This window comes from Pseudoalteromonas sp. NZS71 (assembly GCF_015864715.1).
Lineage (GTDB): Bacteria > Pseudomonadota > Gammaproteobacteria > Enterobacterales > Alteromonadaceae > Pseudoalteromonas > Pseudoalteromonas arctica.
Genome location: NZ_JADYWS010000004.1, coordinates 24,362 through 50,953, shown reverse-complemented (window position 1 = coordinate 50,953; position 26,592 = coordinate 24,362). Strand labels below are relative to the sequence as shown.

The 26,592-nt window shown below is 39.4% G+C and carries 23 protein-coding genes and 1 tRNA gene; 5 read left to right on the top strand and 19 right to left on the bottom strand.

The features are described from left to right. Positions 1-101: 101 nt before the first annotated feature. The 4 genes from I6E85_RS03535 to I6E85_RS03520 all read left to right on the top strand — a co-directional run bounded on the left by I6E85_RS03535 (position 102) and on the right by I6E85_RS03520 (position 7,104). A tRNA-Ala gene (locus I6E85_RS03535) sits at positions 102-177 on the top strand. A 179-nt stretch (positions 178-356) separates the two neighbouring features. Then, a complete protein-coding gene (locus tag I6E85_RS03530; RefSeq protein WP_024590573.1) occupies positions 357-1,619 on the top strand; it encodes a PotD/PotF family extracellular solute-binding protein in 1,263 nt (420 codons plus the stop codon). Continuing rightward, positions 1,619-4,837 (top strand): response regulator, encoded by a 3,219-nt coding sequence (locus I6E85_RS03525; RefSeq protein ID WP_024590572.1) that lies wholly within the window; start codon positions 1,619-1,621, stop codon positions 4,835-4,837. Before I6E85_RS03530 ends, I6E85_RS03525 begins: the two co-directional genes overlap by 1 nt. 59 nt (positions 4,838-4,896) lie before the next feature. Continuing rightward, positions 4,897-7,104, top strand: coding sequence for an EAL domain-containing protein (locus I6E85_RS03520; RefSeq protein ID WP_197236609.1), 2,208 nt, complete (start codon positions 4,897-4,899; stop codon positions 7,102-7,104). A gap of 76 nt (positions 7,105-7,180) precedes the next feature. On the opposite strand, the gene I6E85_RS03515 is transcribed toward I6E85_RS03520, so the two are convergent. Next, entirely contained in the window at positions 7,181-8,428 is a 1,248-nt protein-coding gene (locus I6E85_RS03515) for a glutamate-5-semialdehyde dehydrogenase (protein WP_024590570.1), read from the bottom strand. Next, positions 8,425-9,531 (bottom strand): glutamate 5-kinase, encoded by a 1,107-nt coding sequence (gene proB / locus I6E85_RS03510; protein ID WP_010554355.1) that lies wholly within the window; start codon positions 9,529-9,531, stop codon positions 8,425-8,427. Before proB ends, I6E85_RS03515 begins: the two co-directional genes overlap by 4 nt. A gap of 870 nt (positions 9,532-10,401) precedes the next feature. Between proB and I6E85_RS03505 the strand changes: the two genes are divergently transcribed. Then, entirely contained in the window at positions 10,402-12,249 is a 1,848-nt protein-coding gene (locus I6E85_RS03505; RefSeq protein WP_007586413.1) for a sodium:proton antiporter, read from the top strand. A 69-nt stretch (positions 12,250-12,318) separates the two neighbouring features. Here the strand turns inward: I6E85_RS03505 and I6E85_RS03500 are convergent, their stop codons facing one another. The 17 genes from I6E85_RS03500 to rplB all read right to left on the bottom strand — a co-directional run bounded on the left by I6E85_RS03500 (position 12,319) and on the right by rplB (position 26,587). Further along, positions 12,319-12,957, bottom strand: coding sequence for a tetratricopeptide repeat protein (locus I6E85_RS03500; protein ID WP_007586412.1), 639 nt, complete (start codon positions 12,955-12,957; stop codon positions 12,319-12,321). A gap of 111 nt (positions 12,958-13,068) precedes the next feature. Further along, positions 13,069-14,382: an adenylosuccinate synthase gene (locus I6E85_RS03495; RefSeq protein WP_010554354.1), complete on the bottom strand. Its 1,314-nt coding sequence runs from the start codon at positions 14,380-14,382 to the stop codon at positions 13,069-13,071. A 214-nt stretch (positions 14,383-14,596) separates the two neighbouring features. Further along, positions 14,597-15,475 (bottom strand): protease modulator HflC, encoded by an 879-nt coding sequence (gene hflC / locus I6E85_RS03490; protein WP_010554353.1) that lies wholly within the window; start codon positions 15,473-15,475, stop codon positions 14,597-14,599. Between the two features lie 5 nt (positions 15,476-15,480). Continuing rightward, positions 15,481-16,650 carry an FtsH protease activity modulator HflK gene (hflK, locus tag I6E85_RS03485; protein ID WP_010554352.1) on the bottom strand — a complete coding sequence of 390 codons (1,170 nt, stop codon included), beginning with the start codon at positions 16,648-16,650 and terminating at the stop codon, positions 15,481-15,483. Between the two features lie 100 nt (positions 16,651-16,750). Further along, positions 16,751-18,040 carry a ribosome rescue GTPase HflX gene (hflX, locus tag I6E85_RS03480; protein ID WP_007586404.1) on the bottom strand — a complete coding sequence of 430 codons (1,290 nt, stop codon included), beginning with the start codon at positions 18,038-18,040 and terminating at the stop codon, positions 16,751-16,753. A 15-nt stretch (positions 18,041-18,055) separates the two neighbouring features. Next, a complete protein-coding gene (hfq, locus tag I6E85_RS03475; protein ID WP_007586402.1) occupies positions 18,056-18,319 on the bottom strand; it encodes an RNA chaperone Hfq in 264 nt (87 codons plus the stop codon). A gap of 78 nt (positions 18,320-18,397) precedes the next feature. Further along, complete coding sequence (gene miaA, locus I6E85_RS03470; RefSeq protein WP_197236608.1) at positions 18,398-19,315, bottom strand: tRNA (adenosine(37)-N6)-dimethylallyltransferase MiaA; 918 nt, start codon at positions 19,313-19,315, stop codon at positions 18,398-18,400. A gap of 10 nt (positions 19,316-19,325) precedes the next feature. Continuing rightward, positions 19,326-21,173 (bottom strand): DNA mismatch repair endonuclease MutL, encoded by a 1,848-nt coding sequence (gene mutL, locus I6E85_RS03465; RefSeq protein WP_197236607.1) that lies wholly within the window; start codon positions 21,171-21,173, stop codon positions 19,326-19,328. Between the two features lie 36 nt (positions 21,174-21,209). After that, complete coding sequence (locus I6E85_RS03460; RefSeq protein WP_197236606.1) at positions 21,210-22,553, bottom strand: N-acetylmuramoyl-L-alanine amidase; 1,344 nt, start codon at positions 22,551-22,553, stop codon at positions 21,210-21,212. Positions 22,554-22,580: 27 nt separating this feature from the next. Then, positions 22,581-23,048 (bottom strand): tRNA (adenosine(37)-N6)-threonylcarbamoyltransferase complex ATPase subunit type 1 TsaE, encoded by a 468-nt coding sequence (gene tsaE, locus I6E85_RS03455; RefSeq protein WP_007586392.1) that lies wholly within the window; start codon positions 23,046-23,048, stop codon positions 22,581-22,583. 487 nt (positions 23,049-23,535) lie between these two features. Continuing rightward, complete coding sequence (gene rpsQ, locus I6E85_RS03450) at positions 23,536-23,793, bottom strand: 30S ribosomal protein S17 (protein ID WP_002957888.1); 258 nt, start codon at positions 23,791-23,793, stop codon at positions 23,536-23,538. Next, complete coding sequence (gene rpmC / locus I6E85_RS03445; protein WP_002957889.1) at positions 23,793-23,984, bottom strand: 50S ribosomal protein L29; 192 nt, start codon at positions 23,982-23,984, stop codon at positions 23,793-23,795. Before rpmC ends, rpsQ begins: the two co-directional genes overlap by 1 nt. Then, entirely contained in the window at positions 23,984-24,397 is a 414-nt protein-coding gene (gene rplP / locus I6E85_RS03440) for a 50S ribosomal protein L16 (protein WP_002957890.1), read from the bottom strand. The genes rpmC and rplP overlap by 1 nt, the downstream gene beginning before the upstream one ends. A 12-nt stretch (positions 24,398-24,409) precedes the next feature. After that, positions 24,410-25,111 (bottom strand): 30S ribosomal protein S3, encoded by a 702-nt coding sequence (gene rpsC / locus I6E85_RS03435; protein ID WP_002957891.1) that lies wholly within the window; start codon positions 25,109-25,111, stop codon positions 24,410-24,412. Positions 25,112-25,122: 11 nt separating this feature from the next. Then, positions 25,123-25,455, bottom strand: a complete 333-nt coding sequence (gene rplV / locus I6E85_RS03430; RefSeq protein WP_002957892.1) for a 50S ribosomal protein L22 — start codon at positions 25,453-25,455, stop codon at positions 25,123-25,125. Between the two features lie 13 nt (positions 25,456-25,468). Continuing rightward, the gene (gene rpsS, locus I6E85_RS03425) at positions 25,469-25,747 is read right to left on the bottom strand and encodes a 30S ribosomal protein S19 (RefSeq protein WP_004588689.1); all 279 of its coding nucleotides are present in this window, start codon (positions 25,745-25,747) and stop codon (positions 25,469-25,471) included. A 15-nt stretch (positions 25,748-25,762) separates the two neighbouring features. Continuing rightward, positions 25,763-26,587, bottom strand: coding sequence for a 50S ribosomal protein L2 (gene rplB / locus I6E85_RS03420; RefSeq protein ID WP_002957895.1), 825 nt, complete (start codon positions 26,585-26,587; stop codon positions 25,763-25,765). Positions 26,588-26,592 lie beyond the last annotated feature (5 nt).

Here is a 26,592-nt window from a genome sequence, read left to right as displayed (position 1 = left end):
TTTACGAAAAAATACTTGACCAATTTTATAAAAAAACTTAAAGTTCGTCCCGCTTGGAACTCAGCAGTCAAGCAGTTACATTATATGTAACTTAGGAATGTGGGGCTATAGCTCAGCTGGGAGAGCGCCTGCCTTGCACGCAGGAGGTCAGCAGTTCGATCCTGCTTAGCTCCACCACTTTCCTACTCCTTTTCAAATTCGCTCTACTCTTCTATTTTTCCATTGTTTTTATTATTTTTTGACACCCTACTATTCTAATTTTTCATTCTATATAATTTTAAATTTATCCATTCAACTTGTGTCTTTACAAGTTTTTAGCTATACATAATGTCACACATTAGTACTTTAGGCTTAACATGGACATACCTAAGCGTTCAACGCTAAAAAAGCTAGCTGCAATAGGTTTAACAGCTGGTGCAATAACACATGCGCCTTATGTTTTTGCCCGAAAAAAAGTCATATTAAGAGTACTTGGTACGCATGTAACACTCCAAGAGGCTATTCGCAAGCAAGCGATGAGTGACTTAGGTATTAATATAGAATTTACTCCCGCAGGCAGCGCTGCTGTTTTGCAAAAGGCATCAATGGACCCAAGCTCCTTTGATTTATACGAACAATGGTCAAACAGCATTAATGTGCTTTGGGATGCAGGTTCTATACAGCCAATAGAAAAAAAACGACTCACCTACTTTAACGAGATAAATCCACTTACTAAAACGGGAAAACTAACCGAAACTGCAAGTATTGGTGCAGGTGATGCTCCCTATAAATTATTAAATGTTCAACCCGATGGCACATTAAGCTCACAAGAAAGCGATCATATTAGCTTTTTACCTTATGTGCATAATGTTGACTCTTTTGGTTACAACACCGATTTTATTAAGCCCGGTATAGCATACGAAACCGAAAGCTGGAGTTGGCTGCTTGATGACGAGAACAGAGGTAAAGTAGCTATCGTAAATGCGCCTACCATTGGACTCTTTGACCTAGCCCTAGCAGCACAAAGTAAAGGGCTTATAAAATTTAACAATATAGGTGCGATGACTCGTTCAGAACTTGATAGATTGTTTAGTATATTACTCGACTTTAAACGCCAAGGTCACTTTAGTGGCTATTGGAATTCGGTTCCTGAGTCGATTGAATTTATGAAAAGTAAGCGAGCCCATATAGAAAGTATGTTTTCGCCTGCCGTCTCTGCGTTAAACAGCCAAAATATTAATGTTCGTTTTGCCGCGCCAAAAGAAGGCTACCGAGGCTGGCATGGTGTTATGTGTTTATCGTCACAAACACAAAGTAGCGTAAAAGATGCAGCTTACGATTATATGAACTGGTGGCTTTCGGGTTGGCCTGGTGCATTTATTGCTCGCCAAGGTTATTACATTAGTAACCCACAACGCTCTAAACTACTCTTATCGCCGGCCGAATGGGATTACTGGTACGGTGGAAAAGTAACAAGCATAGATTTATTAAATACAAATGGCGACGTAGCAGTAAAAGCAGGTGGACAACGTAATGGCGGTAGTTACCATAAACGCTTTAGCAATGTAGCAGTATGGAATACAGTTATGCCAACCTATGACTACAGTCTACAAAAATGGTATGAGTTGATTAGCCGATAATGATAATAAATTCAATTAAATCAAAAATAATATTAGCTTTGTGTTCGCTGATTGGATTACTTCTTTTACAAAGCTATTTGTTTAACTATTCACAAACGTCCTTACTTAACTTGCAAAAGTCGCAGCATAACGCGCTTATTCAAAGTGAAGCTGTGAATCACTTAGAAAACGATATTATTTCCCTGCAAGGGCATGCAGTTTCATTTATTGACAATGCAAATGAAAATACGATTACCAAATTTAATTTTTACTTAAATAAGGCAAATCTAGATCTTAAGCAACTAAAAGCAAACACTCAAAACCATACACCACAGTACAAAAACTCACTAATACGCCTTGGCGAGTATCTAAATAATTACCAAGATACATTTGGCCAAGTTGTCGTAAACAGACAAAAACGCGAACACCTTTACACTACTCAGTTCAAACAGCCTATTGATGACCTACAGGTAACAATTAGTGATTTAGAAGGGTCTTCAAACAATGATAATAAAGTTATTTTTAACGATGTTTTACTCACAATAAGTAATTTAAAACACGCAATTATAAGCTATCTCTATAAACCTAATTTTGATGAAGCACAAAATGTAAAACAAAACTTAAATCACTTACATAAAAAACTAACGAGCACCTCTGTAATAAATGAATCCCTCTCCAATAAAACAACAAGCTTAAAACAAGCTTATAACCAACTTGTATTACTCACCCGTAGCTACACTTTTTCTGTAAATGTAGTGCTTACAGGCATAGAAAACGAATTGCTGTATTTAACTAATGAAATTAAAAACATAGAAAAAAATAAACTAATCAAAACAGAAGAGCTACTAAGTAGCCACTTAACAAAAAATACAGAACAGGCAAATATATTTGCCGTTTTAATTATGTTAATCATTTTATTTTTAAGCTATTTTATTTTTAGATCGGTTATAAAACCAATTACTCAGCTCACTTTATTACTTAAAGATATGAATAGCGAAAAGCCAGTGACTATTTCAAATAACAGCCAAAATCAAACTGAAATAGCATCGGTAATAAAAGCAGCTAACGCTTTATATTTAAAAAATAAGCAAACCAAAGAGCTACTCAATAAAACCCGCGTATTAAATTCCCAAATGGAAGCAATGAATGCCGACCTGACGAGTGCTATGGAGCAAACCGATAAAGCCAATAAAACAAAAATAGATTTTGTAGCCAATATGAGTCATGAACTTCGCACCCCAATGAATGGCATATTAGGTATGTTGCAACTTTTACAAAGCAGTGAGCTTCCCTCAAGGCAAAAACACTATGCAGATAAAGCCTTTTCAAGTGCTCAAAATTTATTGCAGATTTTAAATAATATTCTAGATTTTTCTAAACTAGAATCGGAAAAAGTTCAGTTAGAGCAAATCCCTTTTACCTTACATACTATAGTTTCTAACGTTCAAAATTTATTCTCAACAAATGCTAAGCAAAAAGGCTTGTTATTAAACTTTACTTTACACGTTGATGCAGGGCTTGAACTTATTGGCGACCCAATGCACTTAAGCCAAATAATAAATAACTGTGTAGGTAACGCAATTAAATTTACTGAGCATGGTGAAATATCATTAATTATAGAAGCGACATCTCAACACGAAAAAACAATAAACCTTCGCTTTAGTATAAAAGACACGGGTATTGGGATGACGCAAGAGCAATCAAAAATTATATTCCAGTCTTTCTCGCAAGGTGATTCAAGCACAACAAGAAAGTATGGTGGGACCGGTTTAGGGCTCACTATAAGCAAACAATTAACTAAATTGCTGGGCGGAGATATACAAGTAAGGAGCACGATTAATCAAGGTAGCGAGTTTTTCTTTACTCTACCCTTTACTTTATCTGAGCAACAAAAGCTTAAAAAACACGCCTTATTAATTAGCCCTGATAATGAGCAAATTAAAAAATTAATGGACTTACTAAGTGATATAAATATAACGACAGAAACAACACAAGAACCATTAAGAGCCATTGCAAAAATGTCTCAGCCTAGTAGCCCATTTAGTATTGTAATAATGTCGATAGAAAAAAAAGAGCTCAACGATAACTTTATTTTACAACAACTGTACGCTCAAAATAAAAACGTTAATGAAAAATTGACACTGATTTTATTAATTACCGATGAAGAGTCTCCTGAGCCAATTGCAAAAAATGAAAATATAGACATTATAATTATTGGTAATAAAAATAGTGAAGTTGAAATTTTAAGAAAGCTTTCACCAAATAATTTTAAAGAAAAGCAATTAAAGCCTCACCCTAAATTCTCGGGTTTTAATGCATTAGTTGTTGATGATAATAGAATTAACCAAGAAATAGCCTCCGCCCTTTTAGCAAGATTAGATATGACCGTGATCATTGCTGACAATGGACATGATGCATTAGATAAAGTAGAGAAAAATGACATCGATATTATTTTTATGGATGTTCAAATGCCAGTTATGGATGGGCTAGAAGCAACAAGCATATTAAGAGAGCGAGGCTACAAAACTCCCATAATTGCAATTACAGCAGCCGCAGATCCTAATGATAAAAAAGCAGCGTTTAGAGCGGGTATGGATGACTTTTTAGTAAAACCGATTATTTTTGATGCGCTTTACGAAAGTATAGAAAAGCATCTGCAAAGTAGCGAATCTCTGAGCACTATAAACCTGCCTTTAGCAAAAGAAAACCTAGAAAGCAATGACGAATTGTTAGCTAAATTATTTACTCAGTTTGTTAACGATTACAATGACTTTTCGATTAAAGCTGATATATTAATCAAAAATAGAGAGTTAGAAAGCTTAATTCGACTAGTACATACACTCAAAGGCTTGGCCGGCACATTAGGCTTTGAGCTACTGCAACAAAGCGCGCAAAGTGTTGAGGAAAGCTTAATAGATAAGAAAAGTATTAATTTATCTCATTTTAATGAGCAATTAATACTTACACTTTTTGCTGTAAAACAATTTTTGATAGCTGACAGCTTTAAAAAAGAACATATACAGCAACATGAACTAGAAAATGAAGACTCGGTTATTGATAATATATACTCATTAGCATTAACGGCTCGCCCCGTACCTAGCAGTTTGGTTAGACAGCTAGAAATGAATCAATATGATAGAGGCCACTCCCTATTTAAGCTTAAAGAAGCAATTGATCATTTTAACTACGCGTTAGTAATTGAGCTTATTGATAAGTATAGAAACGATAATAAAAATTAGGCATAACCACTAACCTGAACTAGATTTAATATTGTAAAGAACGCAGAGAAGGACAGATAGTGCATTCAAATTACCTCGCAAACAATAATGGATTAACCACAGAACAAAAGCATAAACCTTTAATTCTTATTGTTGATGACGAACCTAGTAATTTACACGTATTAGTAGAAGGACTTTTAACTGACTACGATGTACGTATTTCTACTAGTGGTGAGCAGGCTTTGATCTTTATTGAGTCAACTAGGCCTGACTTGATTTTATTAGACATAATGATGCCCGGCATGGACGGCTACGAAGTATGTAATACACTCAAAGCGAAACAAAATACCAAAGGCATCCCCGTCATATTTGTAACTGCGCTTACCGAGGAAGAGTCTGAAGAAAAAGGCTTTGCTATGGGCGCAATTGACTACATACACAAACCTTACAAGCTAGCGCTCGTTAGAGCACGCATTCGCACTCATATTACCGCTCAAGGCATGCTAGATAGGCTTATAGAAAAAAACTTTGACCTGCACGACAAACTACTTGAAATTGAGTCACTGGCGAAAGAATTAAGTCAGCGTGAAGAAGAATTAAAAGAACTCTCCTCAAAACAAAAGTTATTTTATCAAGCCCTAACGGGAACTGCTGATGGCGTTGTTATTACCGACAGTAACGGAAAAATTATTGCCGTAAACCCTTCATTTTGCCGGATTACAGGTTACTCTGAATCTGACTCCCTGCAAATGCAGTTGCACGATATTAAACAAAATAACCACCCTAGTATTAGCTTTGATCAAGTATGGGAACATGCTAGCCAAGCAGGCTATTGGAGTGGAGAACTTGTAACTAGACGAAAAAATGGCGAGCTTTACCCTGAGCTGCTAACTCTCAGTATGGTAAAAAGCGAGCAAGATACCAACGTGCACTATATTGGTGTATTTAGTGATATTTCTAGCGTTAAGATAACGCAAGAAAGAATTCACTACCTCACATGGCATGATGAACTTACAGGTTTACCCAACCGAAATGGTTTTTTAAAGCAGTTGGGGCAGCAACTTCAGGTTTGTAGTACCGAAAATAGTTATGCCTATATTTATATTATTGACATAGACAGCTTCCACTCAATAAATGATGGATTAGGCCTACTCGCTGGCGATAACATATTAAAAGAATTAACTAAACGAATTCATTCTAAGGTGAGTAAAAAAGATGTTATTGCTCGCTTAGGCAGTGATGAATTTGCAGTACTGTGTACAGTTGAAAAAGGCGTTGGCAGGATCAGAGCCCAAGCTATGGCTGAAAATAAAGCCCAAGAACTGCTCATAAGTGTAAACCACTCCTTTGTGGTTGATGAACAAGACGTTAGCTTAACAGTAAGTATTGGCACGTATATTTTTCCTCGAGAAGATCAGTGGGAAAGTGCTATAGAAACAATTCGTAACTGTGAGGCGGCTTGTTACAAAGCAAAAGAAAAAGGCGGTAATAGAGTTACCTTTTTTGATACTTCGTTTGGCGAGCAAGCAAAACGCCGTTTTGAAATAGAGCAAGATTTACGTAAAGCAATCTCAAATAACGAGTTATCCCTATATTTACAATCCCAATTTGACCGAAGCCAAATCCTTAAAGGGGCTGAGGTTTTATTAAGATGGGAGCATCCTCAAAAAGGCTTCATTAGCCCTGGTGAGTTTATATCTATAGCCGAAGAGTCAGATATAATTTATGACTTAGATTGCTGGGTAACTTCAAATGCACTTGAAATATTAACGCAACTTAGTAAAACTCACCCTAAGTTAAACCTATCAATTAATGTAAGTGGCAGGCACTTTCATGAAGCGCGTTTTTTAAGCTTTATTAGCCAACAAATAAAGCAACATAGCATTAATCCTCAGCAACTCACTATTGAGATAATTGAAGGTACATTGCTTAATCACATGGAAGCGGCTATTGAGGCTGTTCACTTTCTCAAGAAGCTAGGTATTAGGGTATCAATTGATGACTTTGGTACTGGATATTCGAGTTTAACTTATCTTAAACAATTACCCATACAAGAACTAAAAATTGACCGTTCTTTTGTATTGGAAGCACCGACTGATAATAACGATAAGTTAATTATTGATATGATTGTAAGCTTAGGCCGTTTATTTGAACTCGAGATAGTTGCCGAAGGTGTAGAGAACCAGTCCCACTTTGATTTATTGCAAGAATATCCAGAAGTTATTCTTCAAGGCTATTATTTACACAGGCCTGAACCTGCAAGCGACTGGCTTGAAAAATTAAATTAATTACAGAGTAGTCTGAAAAAACAAAAAAGCCGAGTATTCCCATACTCGGCTTTTTAATGAAATTAAGCTTTAGCGGTTACTCGCGAACTTGGCCTTCACCATTCACTAAGTACTTCTCAGTAGTCAGTGACTCAAGTCCCATAGGGCCGTATGCATGAAGCTTAGAAGTTGCTATACCAATCTCTGCGCCTAGACCCAGCTGTGAGCCATCAGAAAAGCGAGATGATGTATTAACCATCACTACAGAAGCATCAACACTACGCTGGAATAACTCTGCAGCGGCTGCGTTTTTAGTGCAAATTACTTCAGTGTGGTTTGAACCAAACTGTGCAATGTGTTCAACCGCTGCCGTAAAGCTTGGAACAACGCGAATAGCGATTTCTAGGTCTAGGTATTCTTCACCAAATTCGTTATCGGCTAACACAGTTGCATTATCAAAGTATTTAGCTGCAAAGCTGTCAGCATTTATTTTTACACCTTCTTGGCGTAATACAACTGCGCACAGATTTAAAAACTCATCTGCAACATCTTGATGAACTACTAAGCCCTCAAGTGCATTACAAACACCCGTACGTTGCGTTTTACCGTTAAGTAGTAAGTTAAGCGCAATTTCTAGGTCTGCATCTTTATCTACATATAGATGACAAACGCCTTTGTAATGCTGAATTACTGGGATCGTACTGTTTTCAGTTACAAAGTTAATTAAGCCTTCACCGCCACGTGGAATTATTAAGTCAATGCTTTCACGTTGCTGCATTAATTCCATTAATAGTGCACGATCTGGATCTGGAATCACTGAAATAAGTGATACTGGTAAGTTATGCTTTTCAAGTACGCTGTGCATTACACTTGCGATAGCTTGCGAACTTTTAAGTGCTTCTTTACCGCCACGTAAAATTACGCCATTACCTGATTTAAAACATAATGCGCCAGCGTCTGCTGTTACATTTGGGCGTGCTTCGTAAATCATACATACAACGCCAAGAGGTACGCGCATTTTACGAATTTTAATGCCATTTGGACGCTCTGTAATATCACGTAGTTGACCAACAGGATCGTCCAGGCTTACGATTACTTCAATACCTTCTGCCATTGCTTCAATACGCTCATCGTTTAGCGTTAAGCGGTCGATCATTGAGGCTGCTAAGTTATTGTCGCGTGCTGCGCTTAGGTCACTTTCGTTTTCTTTGATTATAAATGCTTTTTGCTCTCTTAATGCCGCTGCCATTTCAACTAGTACTTGATTTTTAGTCTCGGTATCGAGTAAAGCAAGTGTATGGGCAGCTTTAGCTGTCTGGCGTGAAATGTCCGTAATTAAACTCATGACTTCTCCAATAATGCGATATGTTTTTCAGATATAACTGGTCCAATTGAATCCTGCATTTTTTCGCTGAATTCACTCTGTTCGTTGTCTGCAATAAAGTTTAACAAACAGCTACTATAATTTGCGGTCGCTTTAGCTAAACGCGTACCGTCTTCACTACGTACTAAAATGGTATCACCAACAGCAAATTCACCATGGACTTCCATGATTTCATCACCGCGAATACATCCACTTTCACCTTCAAGGGATTCATCAAATGATCCATCAACAACAACTTCACCTTGCTCATTTGCTGTGTGTGTCATCCAATGTACAGAATCTTGCATCGGTTTTTCGTACGGTAAAAATACGCTACCAGGATTTTCCCCAGCTAGCAGTTTCGTAAATGTTTCTTCTTTAAAGCCGTTTATAATATAAGTCGCGATACCATGTGACGTTGCTTTTTCTGCCGCCTCTATTTTGGTTTTCATACCACCAGTACCAACAGCACTTGTAGCACATCCTGCCATAGCATAAATAGATTCATCAATTGATTTTATTTCAGGCAGTAACACCGCATCATCATGTAAGTTAGGGTTTTTATCATACAGCCCATCAACGTCTGAGAATATTAATAAAGCATCGGCATCGGCAGCTGCTGCGACCATTGCTGATAAGTTGTCGTTATCACCCACTCTTAAGTCGTCGGTAGTTACAGCATCATTTTCATTAATGATAGGAAAAACACCATGCTCAAGTAAAGTAAACACTGTTTCGCGAATACTTTGATAACGCTCGCGGTCACGTAAATCGCCATGCGTTAATAATAACTGCGCAGATGGAAAGTCAAAAAAGCGGTCCCACATGGCGATCATTTCTGTTTGGCCTGCTGCCGCCATTGCTTTTTTCATCACCACAGAGCGAGGTTTGTCTGATGGGAATAAATGCGCTCCAGCCGCTACAGAACCCGATGATACTAAAATCACCTCGATTCCACGGGCACGACAACGAACAATGAACTGTGCGATGGTTAATATGTAACGCGAACGGCAGCCATCTTGATCTGGTGCAATTAATGCACTACCTACTTTAAGTACGATACGTCGCCAATTTAACTTTTGCATAAATGCTCAACTTTCCATTTTATCTGCGCTCATCTTAATTAGACGAGCTAAAACTAAGTAGCTAGGTTTAAAACATAGCTTCGAATTTTTCTTTTCATTTAGGCAACACTTTTTTACACACACGCAAAAACCATATCTAAAACAAGAAGCTTAGATTTGAGGTTAGGTAAAAGTAGCAACAACCCAATAATATTGAGCAGCACTAATCAAAAAATTTAAAAGTGTTGTTTATGCATCGCTGTAAAAAGCTGTGTGTGGCTTTTTTATTAACAACATACATAGAGCCTCTAAAGTCTGATACACCAACAGATAGGGTGAAGACCAAAGGACCGAGATTTAACCGCCACGATGGGGGGCTAAATATTGAAAGTAATAGTTCAACTCAAACCTTTATTTACTTAAATAATTAAATAAACTTGTTTGGCAAAACCATACCAAGAATTCGGCAAATGATATTTTGTAATGCTCAAATACTAGAAACATCACTAACACATGATTATAAAGATTAAAAATGACGTTAAGATTAACAAGCCTGTTTTATCTTCAATAAACTTCGTTAGATGACTAATTATTAGAACACGAAGTATAATACACCAAATACCCCTTTAAAATCAAGGTTAAAATTCGAACTAAGTTAATACAAAACACTCATACCCTTTATATTGTTATTAAAATTCAATAAATTAAACAATTAATACACTTTAAAATAAGGTGGCTAAGTTCTCGCTAAATAATTTAAGCCTACTAATCTTTTATAAGCAGCTAAAATTGATTAGTAATATTTGAGTTTCCGGTGTATACCCCTGTATTAATAATTAACAAAAGTTATACTTTCTAAACATATCGTCATAAATAAGGAATTCTTAATCTATGTCAGCAATTTACATAGCCGGTATCGCACTTTGCTCTGTGCTTGCCCAATGGGTCGCGTGGGCTTTTAGAGTACCCGCTATTCTTTTCTTATTGCTTACTGGTCTTTTACTTGGACCATTTAGTGGTGTTTTAGACCCTGATGCACTTTTAGGTGATTTACTGTTTCCAGTAGTATCACTAAGCGTTGCCATCATTTTATTTGAAGGTTCCTTAACTCTGCATTTCAGAGAATTAAAAGGGATAGGAAAAGTTGTAAGGAATCTCTGCTCAATCGGTATGCTTACTACCTGCATTATTATTAGCCTAAGCGCCTACTGGTTGCTTGAGCTTAACTGGCGTGTTGCTGCGGTACTAGGCGCAGTACTCGTTGTTACTGGCCCTACCGTTATAGCACCGCTATTAAACTCAATGCGCCCAACACAAGACATAGACCGTATACTTCGCTGGGAAGGTATTGTAATAGACCCAATTGGCGCATTATTTGCTGTATTGGTATTTGAAGCTGTAATGCTTGTAGGCCAAGGCGAAGTATTTAGTCATACTATTATTGCTTTAGTTAAAACCCTAGGTGTCGGTTTAAGTATTGGTGTTGCTGCAGGTTGGCTAACAACCCTATTAATGCGTCGCGAGTGGCTGCCATTTGAATTACATAAGTTTGGGATTTTAGCACTAGTCCTTATTAGTTTTTCTGTATCAAATTATTTAAGCCATGAATCAGGCTTATTAGCAGTAACTGTATTTGGTATTTGGCTTGCGAACCAAGACGATTTAGAAATAGATTCTGTACTTGAGTTTAAAGAAGACTTGTCGATGATATTAATATCAACGCTGTTCATTTTACTTGCAGCACGTTTACAGCTTTCTGATTTGATGATGCTCGACAGCGATGTATTTATATTTTTAGCTATTGTGCTTTTTGTTGCACGCCCACTGTGTATTGCTATTTCGACCTTTGGTACTGACTTACCAATGAAGTCTCGCTTGGTACTTGCCTGGATTGCTCCACGCGGTATAGTTGCCGCAGCAGTTGGGTCGGTATTTGCACTAAGTATGATGGAAGCTGGCGTTGCTGATGCTGAAAAGATGGTGCCACTTATATTTACGGTGATCATCATTACGGTTGTGCTGCAAAGCTTAACAGCCATCCCTGTTGCCAAGCTATTAGGTGTACGCCAACCATCGCCAAACACAATATTAATTATTGGTGCAAACCATGTATCGCGTGCAATTGGACGTGGCTTACAAGAGCAGAATATTCCGGTTCACCTTTCAGATCCTGCATGGGAAAACTGCAGAATGGCACGTATGGATGGCTTAGCTTGTTATTATGGTAACCCGCAATCAGAGCATGCTGAACGCTACTTACCTCTAACAACTATTCGCAGTGTCTTAGCGCTATCGCCAAACCGTCATCATAATGCGCTAGGCGTTCAATACTTTTCGCATTTACTTAATGAAAAAAATGTATTTTCGCTTCGCTCATCAACGTCGCATGCTAAAGCAAATAAAGACAGTGCAACGTTTTTATCTAGACAAATATTGTTTGGAGACGAAGGCTCGTATGCACGTTTAAGCAGTATTATAGCTAAAGGCGGTAAGGTTAGTTCAACACGTATCTCGGATGAGTTTAGCTGGGAGCAATACCTAGAAATGAACCCTGAGGCTATCCCTTTGTTTATTCTTAAAGGTGATAAAGACAGCGACGACGATACGCCTATTAAGCTAAGACCGTTTACAATCAACATGGAAAAACCACCGCAAGAAGGTGAACGTGTTGTTGCATTACAGCCGCCTAAAATGTCGGTTTTAAAAGACCCGCAAACAAAGGCTAAAGAAGAAAGTTAAACACTTTTACAGGTAGTAAAAACTCAAAAACCCTAACTTAAAAAGTTAGGGTTTTGTTTTTAAGGGCCATTAAATAGGAAGACGAGCTCGCGCAACCACACTATCTGGCATTTTTTGCGCTAACTTAGTCAACGCTCGCTCAATTTTTTTATGAGTAGCTTTATCTGCCACCATAGAATTAAATAGCCAACGGTATGCATCTTCAAAATCTCGCGGGCTGCCATAGCCATCATTAAATAATTTAACCAAACGTAGTTGTGCTTTTAAATTGCCTTGCGACGACGCTTCACGCAAATACGTAATTGCCATTGCTTTATCTTGCTGGACTAAACGCCCAGTGTCGTAGTAACGCCCTAACTGCTCTAGCGCTGCCGCTAAGCCTTGCTCAGCCGCTTTTCGCATGTAATACACACCTAACTCTACATTACGATCCACGCACACGTTATAAGCCAGCATATCGCCGTATAAAAATTGATAAGACGGCAATGCCATTTTATTGGCTCGTGCTTCTATATCTTGCACTAACTGGCAATCATCTGCCTTTACCCGCGCTAAATGCGTATTTTTATTTATTAACGCAATTAGCTCAGATTCTGTATACAGCGGTACAGCAGCAGGGCTTTCTGTAGCTAAGCTGTTGGTTGCTATAAATAAAGACAGCGGAATTAACGAAAGCCTTAATACGCAATTACGGTAAAATAAACGCATGCTCACCACTTATAAAAATAAACTTATTAAAATATATACAAAGATCGTTCCAAGGTGAATTTTAGATACAAAAAAAGCTGCACTAGGCAGCTTTTTTTAATCTAATGGTAATTACGCAAACGGGTTGCGAAGTACCATAGTTTCTACGCGGTCTGGACCTGTAGAAATAATATCAATTGGAACACCCGTAATTTCTTCAATACGCTTGATGTAGTCAATCGCAGCTTTTGGTAAACCGTCAAGACTCGTTACACCAACAGTGTTTTCTGACCAACCTGGCATTTCTTCGTATACTGGCGTTACTTTATCGTAACCTTCAGCTGCTAATGGTGTTACGTTAGTAACTGTGCCATCTTCAAGCTTGTAACCAATACAGATTTTAAGCGTTTCTAAGCCATCTAAAACATCAAGCTTAGTTAAACAAAAACCTGAAATACTGTTGATTTGAACCGCACGGCGCATAGCCACTGCATCTAACCAACCAGTACGACGAAGTCGACCTGTTGTAGCGCCAAACTCATGGCCTTTATCACCTAAGTGCTTACCAACTGGATCTTGTTTCTCAAGACCGTCGTAAAGCTCTGTAGGGAAAGGGCCTGAACCAACACGTGTAGTGTACGCTTTAATAATACCTAAAACGTAATCAAGGTTTAATGGACCAAAACCTGCACCAGTAGCAACGCCACCAGCTGTAGTATTTGAAGATGTTACATAAGGGTAAGTACCGTGATCGATATCAAGTAACGTACCTTGTGCACCTTCAAATAAAATGTTTTCGCCTGCTAAACGCGTTTGATCTAAAAGCTCAGTTACATCTACAACCATTGCTTTTAAGATATCAGCAACAGCCATTGCATCATCAAACGTTTTTTGGAAATCTACAGCGTCTACTTTGTAGTAGTTAACTAAAGTGAAGTTATGGTATTCAAGAACTTCTTTTAATTTAGCTGCAAATAATTCAGGATTAAATAAATCGCCTACGCGTAAACCACGGCGAGCCACTTTATCTTCGTACGCAGGACCAATACCACGGCCAGTTGTACCAATTGGCTTATCGCCACGAGCAGTTTCGCGGGCTACATCTAATGCAACATGGAAAGGCAAGATTAGCGGACATGCTTCACTTATTAAAAGACGCTCGCGTACTGGTACGCCGCGTTCTTCAAGCATGCCAATTTCTCTCATTAGCGCTTCTGGTGATAAAACTACACCATTACCAATCACACATTTAACATTGTCACGTAATACACCCGATGGAATAAGGTGTAGAACCGTCTTTTCACCTTCGATAACTAAAGTATGACCCGCATTGTGGCCACCTTGATAACGAACTACTAAAGATGCTTTGTCTGTAAGGAGATCAACTACCTTACCCTTTCCTTCGTCACCCCATTGGGTGCCTAATACAACAACGTTTTTACCCATCGTAAATTCACTTAGAGAAAATTAGGACGAGATTTTACCAGAAAACTAAAGTAAAGATCACCCCTGTTCAGCTTATTTTTTCTGCGCGCATTTGTTATATCCAAATATTAGCTAATAACCACATAAATAACAGTGATTTAAAGCACTAGACTGTGTTTAACAAAAAGCCCCGCAAATGCGAGGCTTTTTAACTTTTAAATAATTAGCGTAAAGCCTATTGAGCTTTAGCGCCTTTCATATATTGGAAGAAGTCGCTATCTGGTGAAAGCACCATAACGTCTTGCTTATTTTTAAAAGTCTTTTTGTAAGCCTCAAGCGAACGCACAAAACTAAAGAACTCAGGGTCTTTGTTATACGCGCTTGCATAGATGCCTGCGGCATCAGCATCGCCTTGACCACGTACAGAACGCGCATTACGCTCTGCATCGGCAAGCATTACTGTTACACGACGGTCAACACCCGCACGAATAGTCTCGGCTTTTTCCTGACCTTCAGAACGATGCTCTTTTGCAACAGCAGTACGCTCAGCGCGCATACGTTGGTAAATAGAGCTACTCACTTCTTGTGGTAGGTTAATTTGCTTAACACGTACGTCTAGCACCTCAATACCAAGCTCACGTGCACTTTCAGAAGCTTGTACTAACGCTTCTTCCATCAACTCGCTACGCTCACCCGATACAATTTCGCGAATTGTACGTGTACCAAAGTTTGTACGAAGACCATTATTTACTTTTTGTTTAAGTAGCGTTTCAGCATATTGCTTATCGCCACGGGCACGTAAGTAAAAAGCGCTAAAGTCATTAACACGCCATTTTACAAACGAATCAACAATTAAGTCTTTTTTCTCACTAGTAACAAAGCGGTCCGGCGCACCATCTAGCGTTTGAATACGTGCATCAATACGACGTACTTGGCTAAAAAATGGCACCTTAAATTGTAGGCCTGGGCCATATACAATCGCTTGATCGTCGCTGTCTTTTTGTACTTTACTGAATAACATTACAATTGCTTTTTGCCCTTCAGGTACAACAAATACCGATGAAAAAGACATAACAATGGCAGCTAATAGTATTACTAAACTAAAGTTTTTCATTATGATTATCTCCCATCATTGAAGCGGTCGTTGTTAAAGCGGTCATTGCCACTATTAACAGAGCTATTGCGCGACGTATTTACTTTATTGCGTAAATCTTGAATATCACTAGAGCTTGGAAGTGCAACACGTGTTGCTGTCCCTTGCTTATCCATGATCTTATCAAGTGGTAAATAAAGCATATTATTACCGCCTTTAACATCAACCAATATTTTAGAACTACTCCCTAACACTTCTTCCATTGCATCAATGTATAAGCGCTCACGAGTAACTTCTTTAGCTGCTTGATATTCAGGTAATAGCTTTTCAAAACGAGCTACTTCACCTTGTGCTTCTAATGTAATACGCTCTTGGTAACCTTCCGCTTCTTGAGTCATACGCGTTACTTGACCACGAGCACGCGGTTCAATTTCACGAGCATATGCTTCTGCTTCACGAATGAAACGTTCTTCATCTTCTTGTGCAGCAATCGCATCATCAAATGCATCTTTAACTTCAGTTGGCGGACGAGAGTCTTTAAAGTTCACGTCAGTAACAATTAAACCTAAGTTATATGGTTCGATAATCTTATTAAGCTCATCCCATGTATTTTGACGAACAACCTCACGGCCATTAGTTAATACTTGGTCCATTTTTGCATGGCCCACAACGTAACGTAGTGCACTATCTAGTGCTTCTTCTAAGCTACTATCAGCGTTAGTTACGCTAAATTCATAAAGGTATGGGTCAATAACACGGTATTGCACCTGAAACTCAACGCTCACTACGTTTTCGTCTTCAGTAAGCATAAAACCAGAAGCCGATAATGAACGAACTGCTTCAATATCTACTGGGATTACCGTTTCAATAAACGTCATTTTCCAACGCAGACCAGGATCAGCAATTCGGTCATATTTACCAAATTGAAGAACCACACCACGCTCGGCTTCTTTAACCGTATAAATACCACTTAACGCCCATACAATAACGGCGATAATAAGTATGAATGAAATACCGGCTCCGCCAAGTCCACCGCCGCTACCATTGCCGGATTTTTTCCCGCCAAATAAGCCGCCGAACTTGTTACTAAACTTGCGGAACACCTCGTCTAAATCAGGTGGGCCTTGATCACGTCCGCCTTTATTATTCCACGGATCTTTGTCATTGCCATTATTACCCGGTTCATTCCAGGCCATAGCTATACTCCATTGTTATCTAAATAAATTAGGAAATTGTGTTAAATCTAACAAATCTACCGCGTTTCTCATACAAAAACCGACATTAAAACGTCAATTTTTAATTACGGTTGATAAAACCAGCAATTTCAGGACCAAATTCTTTAATTAAACGATTCCACTCAACCATTGGCATTCTAACATCTAACAGCCAATTACCTTGCTCATCAAATCGCTCTTCATGTACTGCATTTAAACTAAACAATGCAGCTCTTAGGCGACCATACAATGGCGTAAGAAATAATGTTTCGTTAAACATCTTCTTAGCAAGTAGTTCACTAATAGCCTCACTAAGTAATTCACACCCTTCACCAGTCTGAGCGCTAAGCCATACTCTTATAGGTTGGCCTTCGTCATCTCGATCAATACGTGGGCTTACGTTATCCAGCGCATCAATTTTATTATAAATTAATAGCTGTGGTACTTCATCGGCTTCAATTTCTTTAAGCACCGATTGTACTTGTTCAATATTCTCTTGAAGACGAGAGTCTGCTGCGTCAATTACATGTAACTGTAAATCAGCTTCACGAGTTTCAGTTAGCGTTGCTTTAAAAGCAGCAACTAAGTCGTGCGGTAAATGACGAATAAAGCCCACTGTATCAGCTAAGATAACAGGACCAACATCACCTAATTCAAGCTTACGTAGAGTCGGGTCAAGCGTTGCAAACAACTGATCGGCCGCGTATACATCTGAATTCGTAATTCGATTGAATAATGTAGATTTACCCGCATTGGTATAGCCAACTAACGATACCGTAGGTATTTCGTTACGAGTACGAGCTCGCCTACCTTGTTCGCGTTGCACTGCTACTTTAGCTAAACGCGCACGGATATTTTGAATTCGGGCACGAAGTAATCGTCTATCTGTTTCAAGTTGGGTTTCACCAGGTCCACGTAAACCAATCCCGCCTTTTTGGCGTTCAAGATGGGTCCAGCCCCGAATTAATCGAGTCGACATATGGCGAAGTTGTGCCAATTCAACCTGCAGCTTACCCTCATGGGTACGTGCACGTTGGGCAAAAATATCAAGAATTAGCGTCGTTCTATCAAGCACACGACACTGACAAACACGCTCTAAATTACGCTCTTGTGACGGCCTGAGTTGATGATTGAAAATTACGACATCTGCATTGTGGATTTTGACAATCTCAGCTATTTCTTCTGCTTTACCGGTACCGACGAATAGTTTCGGATGTGGTGCTTGACGGCTGCCTTGCACAACCGCCAAACTACTAACACCAGCAGAAGATACCAACATTTCTAATTCATGAAGATCTTCACGATCCCCTTCTTTAGGTAAGTCGATATGAACTAAAATTGCCTGTTCGCCGGATTCATAGCGGTCAAACAAACATTATGCTCCTAATTAAAAGTTACCAGCTTCTGGTTCTTCAGTGTCTTCACTCCCTTGAACTGCTTGGAAGTTAACTGCGCGAGCAGGGACAACTGTTGAAATTGCATGCTTATAAACCATTTGATTTACGGTGTTCTCTAGTAAAATAACAAATTGGTCAAATGACTGAATTTTGCCTTGTAATTTTATGCCATTTACCAAAAAGATTGATACTGGAATGCGCTCACGTCGTAGTGCATTCAAAAATGGGTCTTGTAACGATTGGCCTTTTGCCATGTTATTGTTCCTTCGTTCTAGGTGTTATTATAATTAAGTGGCTGAACTTATTTGATAAAAAACAATATTCAACTACTACTAGCTTAGCGAACTTACTACACGATGCAAGTTTTCTTCGTCACCCGTTGTTAACCAAGTAACATCAGGCCAGCTACGAAGCCACGTTAACTGACGTTTTGCCAATTGACGTGTTGCTGCGATGCCACGAAAAACCATTTCATCATGGCTTGTTTCACCCGCAAGGTAATCCCACATTTGTCTATAACCAACACAACGAATAGAAGGCATATTGGGGTGTAAATCCTTACGTAGATATAGGGTCGAAACTTCATTTTCAAACCCCTGATCAATCATTATTTTAAACCTTTCTTCAATTCGGCGATGTAATTCGCTACGTTCTTGCGGTGCAATCGCAAATTGATGAAAAGTATAAGGTAAAGTCGGCTGTTTTTGCTTTTGCAACTCAGTCATGGTCTTACCAGTTAACCTGTAAACCTCTAAAGCTCGATTAATTCTTTGTGAGTCATTCTCACTTATTTTTTCGGCTGCTTTTGGGTCAACTTTAACTAATTCTTTATATAAATGAGGCCAGCCAAATTCTTTAGCTTGTGCTTCTAGCTCTGATCTTATTACTGTATCTGCTTCAGGCAAAGGCGATAAACCATCAATTAAAGATTTAAAGTACAACATTGTACCTCCAACCAATACAGGCACTTTACCTTGTCTATGAAATTCGTCAATTTTTTGTACTGCATCGCGCCTAAAATCAGCAACTGAATATGTTTCACTCGGGTCAAGTAAGTCGATCAGATGATGCGGAGCTTTAGCAAGTTCTTCTGCATCGGGTTTTGCAGTACCAATGTTCATATCTTTATACACTAACGCTGAATCAACGCTGATTATTTCTGTATTTAAATGCTCGCACAGTGAGATTGCCAATGCTGTTTTACCAGCAGCAGTTGGACCCATTAAAAATATGACTGGTAAATTACTCAACACTGATACCTTAATCTAATTGCATTAAATAGTGATTTAGCTCTATTTTAACTGCTTTTTCGCGTAAGCGTTCAATAGTTTGCGGATTATTTTGTAAGCGCATTTGTTGCGCTAAAAACACATTGCTTAAATAAAACCGGGGAGGTGCACATTTTATCTGCCACTCTAACCAATTCTCTATATTTTCAAGCCCTGCTTTACACCCATCAAGTAGCTCACCTATCGCTGTACTTACATCAAGTAAATATAAGCACGCTGGCAATTTTTTAACCATTACAAACTGTTTTTCTATTACGAGTTCAAAACCAAGTAAAGTAAACCACGATTGCTGAGCTTCTATAAGTAAGCAATCTTCTTTTGATAAGTTTACTCTTACGGGCAGCAAAAGAGCTTTCCCTTCTAAACTTCCGGACTCTTTAATTTGATTATGCCAATCATCTACCAATGCATATTTGAAATGTGAGCAATACAATTGCTGCTCAACACTAAATACACACGCACCTTCATTAACACTGATGATTGAAACTGTCTTTAAAACATTATGCGCAGACTCTAACTGGTGTTGTGCTACGGGTATGTTTGCTACATTATCAAAATGCGCAGCGTGTTGCTCACTCACACCTTGATAAAACGCGTTTACATCATGATGGCTCGTACTTGGTGTAGCACGGTATGCCCCGCCACCGCCAACACTTCTAGTACCTGATGCTGAACTACCAGCACTTCCAGAGTAAGAGGGCTGTAATTGCGATTTAGGGTAATCAAATACTCCATCCGCTTTTATATCATTAGAACTACTATGCGCTGACCCCATAAACACAGGCGCAGATTCCATCTCAGAGCTAAGCGGTTCATTCGTAAACTCACCTTGCAGCGGCACTACCACTTGCTTAATAGCCTGTAATATAAAGTCATGAATTAAGCGCCCTTGATGAAAACGCACTTCATGCTTAGCTGGATGAACATTTACATCAACCTGGCGAGGGTCTATATCAATATAAATGACAAAACCGGGTAATTCTTGTGTTCCGCTTACTTCTTCAAATGCCTGGCGTATAGCATGCAGAATAAGTTTATCGCGCATCATACGATTATTAACATAAGTATACTGAGTCGTATTAGCTGAACCTACAGGTAGCACCCAACCATGCAGCTGTAAGCCACCCTCTCCTGATTGAATATGCAAACCTTGCTCAGCAAAAGCCTTACCTGCAACTTGCGCTACACGTGTAATAGCCTGAGAGGGATCTGTCTTCGCACGATACTGCCTTACTACTTTTTCGTTGTGAGTTAGTGTAATAGAGACATCAAAGCGACTAAGCGCAATACGCTTTATCAACTCATCAATATGGCTAAATTCCGTTTTTTCGGTACGCAAGAATTTACGACGAGCTGGGGTGTTAAAAAATAAATCTTTTACTTCAATGGTTGTGCCATCAGGGTGCGCTACTGGCTTTACTTGCACGGCCATATCGCGACCTTCTGCAAATGCTTGCCAAGCAGCTTCTTGATCTTTTGGTTTTGAGCTCAGCGTTAAACGCGATACAGAGCTAATTGACGCAAGCGCTTCTCCCCTAAAACCAAGTGAACAAATATTTTCAAGGTCATCTAGAGATTTTAATTTACTCGTAGCGTGACGAGAAAGCGCGAGCGTTAGCTCATCTTTACTTATCCCTGAACCGTTATCACGTATACGAATAAGCTTATGACCGCCACGCTCTATATCTATCTGAATACGTGTAGCGCCAGCATCTAAACTGTTTTCGACTAGCTCTTTTACTACCGACGCTGGGCGCTCAACCACTTCGCCTGCGGCAATTTGGTTAGCTAAACGCGCGGGTAATATTTCAATATTCATGAGATTTCCTAGCAAGCATTGCGCTAATAATAATGACTAACTTTGTGGTATATCGAGCTCTTGCCCAATAAACAAAGTATTAGAGCTAAGCTTATTAACTTGTTTTAATTCAGTGACTGTAATGCCATAGCGACTCGCCAACATACTTAAAGATTCACCCGGGCGTACCTTGTGCTTTGTTGGATATTGCGACTTTAATTTAGCAAATAAAGAGTCATCAGGTGGATTTTTTAAATAGTAATTTTTAATTGAAGTAAATATAGCTTTAGCCAAACGCTCTTGATGGTTAGCACTTTTAAGCAGCTTTTCTTCTCGTGGGTTAGATATAAACCCTGTTTCTACTAAAATTGATGGGATATCTGGTGATTTAAGTACAGCAAGACTCGCATGTTGGGGATCTTTCTTATGCAACTTAGCAACTTTACGTAGCTCTTTAACCACTTCGTCAGCTACGTTTAAGCCGGTTTTCATAGAGTGATCCATCGACATATCAAGTAATGCTTGCGCTAAGTATTTTTCGTTAGCGGCATCTTTCATTACATCCGCAGCGCCACCTAAAAGCTCAGAGTGCTTTTCTTTATCTTCTATCCATTTACCTATCTCTGAATTAGCACGCCTTAACGACAACACCCAAACAGAGGCACCATTTGGTCCCGGGCTCGTAAATGCATCAGCATGAATAGAAACAAAAAAATCTGCCTTTTTTTCACGGGCCCGATTAGTACGGGTATTTAATTTTACAAAATAGTCACCGCTTCGTACCATGCGCGAAATCATCCCACGTTCGCCATCAATCATGCGCTCTAAACGTTTTGCAATTTGCAGTGTTACTGTTTTTTCGTACGTGCCAGATGGACCAATTGAACCTGGATCTTCGCCGCCATGACCCGCATCAATTGCAATTACAATATCGCGTTCTTGGCTTAACTGGCGATTTTTAGCTGCTGCTTGAGCAGGAGAAACAACTGTGGCAGCTTGGCTTTTATTGTAGAAATCAACAACGAGCCTGTTTTTATAAGGGCCTGTAGGCGCTAAAGCAAATACAACTGGCTTTACTGGTGCGTTTAATTCAAACACTAACCGAACACTGTGCTTATTTTTAGGTTTTGAGTAGCGTAGCTTGCTCACTATTTGATGTTTTGGTGGTACACCTGGTAGTATTTTTAACTCGTTAGTGTTTTCTAAATCAATTACTAAGCGGCTTGGGTTTTTAAGCATGAAATAGCTAAAGTCAGGCTTATCATTTAAATCAAATACCACACGCGTACTATCAGGGGACGGCCATACGCGTACACTATTAATTGTATTTTTGGCCCACAGCGGCAAGCTTATGGTAATAACCATAAGGTAAATAAAGAGTTTAACTACACCTCGGCTCATTTGATAATTACTGCCTTAACTATATTATTATTTGTTATTTAGTTTTTCGACAATTGCTACACCACGCTCACTGGCGCTATTAATAACAATTTTACGTTCGTTACCCATATAGCTTAGAGTAATATCTAAATCAGGCACAGGAATAAATTCACCACCTTTTTCTGGCCACTCAACAACGCAAATTGCATCTGGTGAAAAATAATCGCGTATTCCCATGTATTCAAGCTCTTCAGGGTCACCTAAGCGGTATAAATCAAAATGATAAACATTTGCGCGCTCGAGTTCATAGGGCTCAACAAGTGTATATGTTGGGCTTTTAACTTTACCTGTATGTCCAAAGCCTTGCACTACACCTCGAGTAAACGTTGTTTTACCAGCGCCTAAATCACCATGTAAATAAATAACCGCACCTTGCTCTATAATATCAGCAACGCAATTACCCATTGCGACCGTGGCTACTTCATCAGTCAAATGAAATTCAAAACTACGCGTCATTACTACCTCAAAAATTCATTCAAAAGCGCATATTTGCTAATCATACCAGAATATTAATTTAAGGCGATAAATTGAGGTTTTAGACATAAAAAAACCAGATAAGCTAATGATAGAAGTTGTGTATGGATGTCTATTTTCGATACTTTGAAACTGTATTATTGTAATAAAATAAGGTAAGTGGGTTCTCAGACTAAAAGACTGTAAAAGAAAAGTAACACCATGAATTAGATGGCCCCATGTTGGCATTAAATTAACTGAGATATGTAAGTTTATTATCTAACTTCTTCTGATTCAGTAGATGGTTCTGCTAGCAAAAAAGTAACTGGTACATGAAACTCTCACCACTCCCCAAGATAACTTTGTATTTTCAGATAAAAGACTAACCCAAATGACCCGCTCACCCTAGTTTACTGTTTGCAGGTGCTTTAAATACAAAAAGCCCCAGCTAATGCCGAGGCTTTTTTAAAAAACTAACTTAATTAAAAAATTAAGCTTGTTTTGGACTAGAAATAACGTCTACTAAAGTCCAAGATTTATTCTTAGAAATTGGTGCGCATTCACGGATAGTAACTACGTCACCCGCTTTTGCTGTGTTATTTTCGTCATGTACGTGTAACTTAGTCGTACGTTTAATGAATTTCCCATAGATTGGGTGCTTCACGTAACGTGCGATAGCGATAGTGAAAGATTTTTCCATCTTGTCGCTGATTACACGGCCTTGAAGAGTACGAATTTTATCGCTCATTATTGACCTGCCTTCTGGTTAATAACTGTTTTTACACGCGCGATATCGCGGCGTACTGTTCTTAGCGTGTGTGTCTGAGCTAACTGACCAGTGCTAGCTTGCATGCGCATATTAAATTGCTCACGAAGTAGTCCTAGAAGTTCAGCATTAAGCTCTTCTACGCTTTTGTCTTTTAGTTCGCTAGCTTTCATCACATTACCGTCCGAGTTACGAAAGTTGTTTTGAATGGCAATTTACGAGCAGCAAGGTCGAATGCTTCACGAGCAAGCTCTTCTGAAACACCTTCCATTTCGTAAAGTACTTTACCAGGCTGAATTTCAGCAACCCAATATTCAACAGAACCTTTACCTTTACCCATACGAACTTCAAGAGGTTTTTCTGTAATCGGTTTGTCAGGGAAGACACGAATCCAGATTTTACCTTGACGTTTCACGTGACGCGTCATAGCACGACGAGCTGCTTCGATTTGACGAGCAGTCATACGGCCACGGCCAGTTGCTTTCAATCCGAAAGTACCGAAGCTTACTTTGTTACCGTTTTGCGCTAAACCGCGGTTGCGGCCTTTGTGCATTTTACGGAATTTTGTACGTTTTGGCTGTAACATTACTCGCTACCTCTACTTAGCACTTTTCTTGGCTTTCTTTGGTGCGCGTTTAGCTGGCTTCTCTTGCTCTTGTACTAGTGGTAAACCACCAATAACTTCGCCTTTGAAGATCCAAACTTTAACACCAATGATACCATAAGTGGTTAAGGCTTCAGAAGTTGCGTAATCGATATCAGCACGAAGAGTATGTAGAGGTACACGACCTTCACGATACCATTCTGAACGTGCGATTTCAGCGCCGCCAAGACGACCGCTAACTTCAACTTTAATCCCTTTAGAACCGATGCGCATTGCATTTTGTACCGAACGCTTCATAGCGCGACGGAACATAACACGACGTTCTAGTTGAGAGGCAATGCCGTCTGCTACTAGTTGTGCATCTAGTTCTGGTTTACGTACTTCAGAGATATTAATCTGAGCAGGTACACCAGCGATTTTAGTTACCGCTTGACGTAATTTTTCTACGTCTTCGCCTTTTTTACCGATAACAACACCCGGACGAGCCGTGTGAATTGTTACTCGGATTGATTTTGCTGGACGCTCAATAACGATTTTAGACACAGAAGCCGTTTTTAATTCCTTAGTAAGGAATGTACGAACTTTGTGATCGCCAAAAAGCTGTGCAGAGAAATCTTTTGAACTCGCGTACCAGGTAGAAACCCAAGGTTTAGATATACCTAGGCGAATACCAGTAGGATGAACTTTTTGTCCCATTACTTATACTCCTAGCTATCTGAAACCATAACAGTGATATGGCTTGTACGCTTAAGGATGCGATCTGCGCGTCCTTTAGCACGAGGCATAATACGTTTCATTGTAGGACCATCGTCCACAAAGATCGTTGTTATACGAAGCTCATCAATGTCAGCACCTTCGTTATGCTCTGCGTTAGCAATAGCAGACTCAAGTACTTTCTTAACTAATACAGCCGCTTTCTTAGGGCTGTACGCCAGGATTTCTAGTGCGCGATCTACAGGTAACCCGCGGATCTGATCTGCAACTAGACGTGCTTTTTGCGCCGAACCAGAGGCGAATTTATGTTTAGCTAATGCTTGCATTTATCTTCCCCTCTTATCGTTTCTTCGCTTTCTTATCCGCAGCATGGCCACGGTAAGTGCGAGTTGGTGCAAATTCACCTAGTTTGTGACCGATCATTTCGTCAGAAACGAAAACTGGTACGTGCTGGCGACCATTATGGACAGCAATGGTCAATCCGATCATGTTAGGTATGATCATTGAACGACGGCTCCAAGTTTTAATTGGCTTTTTCTCACCGCTTTCCAAAGCTTTCTCTACCTTCTTCAGCAAGTGTAGGTCTATAAAAGGACCCTTCTTGAGAGAGCGTGGCATGGCTATTCCTCAATATTACTTAGTACGACGACGTACTATAAATTTATCCGTACGCTTGTTCTTACGCGTCTTCGCACCTTTAGTCGGCTTACCCCATGGAGACACAGGATGACGACCACCAGATGTACGACCTTCACCACCACCGTGTGGGTGATCTACCGGGTTCATGGCAACACCACGAACTGTCGGACGAATACCACGCCAGCGATTTGCACCTGCTTTACCAAGTGAACGAAGCATATGCTCAGCATTGCCTACTTCACCTAGAGTCGCACGACAATCAGATTCAACTTTACGAACTTCGCCTGAACGAAGACGTAATGTTACATACTGACCATCACGAGCAAGGATTTGAACGTATGCACCAGCAGAACGTGCGATTTGAGCACCTTTACCTGGTTTTAATTCTACGTTGTGAACAGTCGAACCTACAGGCATATTACGCATTGGTAATGCATTACCAGGTTTGATTGGTGCATCAACACCAGACTGGATTGCATCGCCAGCTTTTAAGCCTTTTGGTGCGATAATGTAACGACGCTCACCGTCTGCATATAATACAAGAGCGATGTTTGCGCTACGATTTGGATCGTATTCTAAACGTTCAACAGTGGCTGGAATGCCATCTTTAGTACGTTTAAAATCGATTAAACGGTAATGTTGTTTATGACCACCACCGATATGACGAACCGTAATACGACCATTGTTATTACGACCACCTGATTTAGAGTTTTTCTCTAAAAGTGGTGCGTATGGCTTACCCTTATGTAGATCAGAGTTAACCACTTTAACTAGGTGACGACGGCCCGCAGAAGTAGGCTTACACTTTTGAAGTGCCATAATTC

Bases quoted from the DNA above. Each gene is read 5' to 3' on its own strand.
- I6E85_RS03515 (WP_024590570.1), bottom strand. From the start codon at position 8,428: ATGAGTTTAATTACGGACATTTCACGCCAGACAGCTAAAGCTGCCCAT.
- hflC (WP_010554353.1), bottom strand. From the start codon at position 15,475: ATGAAAAACTTTAGTTTAGTAATACTATTAGCTGCCATTGTTATGTCT.
- I6E85_RS03460 (WP_197236606.1), bottom strand. From the start codon at position 22,553: ATGAGCCGAGGTGTAGTTAAACTCTTTATTTACCTTATGGTTATTACC.
- hflK (WP_010554352.1), bottom strand. From the start codon at position 16,650: ATGGCCTGGAATGAACCGGGTAATAATGGCAATGACAAAGATCCGTGG.
- rpsS (WP_004588689.1), bottom strand. From the start codon at position 25,747: ATGCCACGCTCTCTCAAGAAGGGTCCTTTTATAGACCTACACTTGCTG.
- I6E85_RS03505 (WP_007586413.1), top strand. From the start codon at position 10,402: ATGTCAGCAATTTACATAGCCGGTATCGCACTTTGCTCTGTGCTTGCC.
- proB (WP_010554355.1), bottom strand. From the start codon at position 9,531: ATGCAAAAGTTAAATTGGCGACGTATCGTACTTAAAGTAGGTAGTGCA.
- tsaE (WP_007586392.1), bottom strand. From the start codon at position 23,048: ATGACGCGTAGTTTTGAATTTCATTTGACTGATGAAGTAGCCACGGTC.
- rplB (WP_002957895.1), bottom strand. From the start codon at position 26,587: ATGGCACTTCAAAAGTGTAAGCCTACTTCTGCGGGCCGTCGTCACCTA.
- rplP (WP_002957890.1), bottom strand. From the start codon at position 24,397: ATGTTACAGCCAAAACGTACAAAATTCCGTAAAATGCACAAAGGCCGC.
- I6E85_RS03530 (WP_024590573.1), top strand. From the start codon at position 357: ATGGACATACCTAAGCGTTCAACGCTAAAAAAGCTAGCTGCAATAGGT.
- rpmC (WP_002957889.1), bottom strand. From the start codon at position 23,984: ATGAAAGCTAGCGAACTAAAAGACAAAAGCGTAGAAGAGCTTAATGCT.
- mutL (WP_197236607.1), bottom strand. From the start codon at position 21,173: ATGAATATTGAAATATTACCCGCGCGTTTAGCTAACCAAATTGCCGCA.
- I6E85_RS03525 (WP_024590572.1), top strand. From the start codon at position 1,619: ATGATAATAAATTCAATTAAATCAAAAATAATATTAGCTTTGTGTTCG.
- I6E85_RS03495 (WP_010554354.1), bottom strand. From the start codon at position 14,382: ATGGGTAAAAACGTTGTTGTATTAGGCACCCAATGGGGTGACGAAGGA.
- rpsC (WP_002957891.1), bottom strand. From the start codon at position 25,111: ATGGGACAAAAAGTTCATCCTACTGGTATTCGCCTAGGTATATCTAAA.
- I6E85_RS03500 (WP_007586412.1), bottom strand. From the start codon at position 12,957: ATGCGTTTATTTTACCGTAATTGCGTATTAAGGCTTTCGTTAATTCCG.
- hfq (WP_007586402.1), bottom strand. From the start codon at position 18,319: ATGGCAAAAGGCCAATCGTTACAAGACCCATTTTTGAATGCACTACGA.
- rplV (WP_002957892.1), bottom strand. From the start codon at position 25,455: ATGCAAGCATTAGCTAAACATAAATTCGCCTCTGGTTCGGCGCAAAAA.
- rpsQ (WP_002957888.1), bottom strand. From the start codon at position 23,793: ATGAGCGATAAAATTCGTACTCTTCAAGGCCGTGTAATCAGCGACAAG.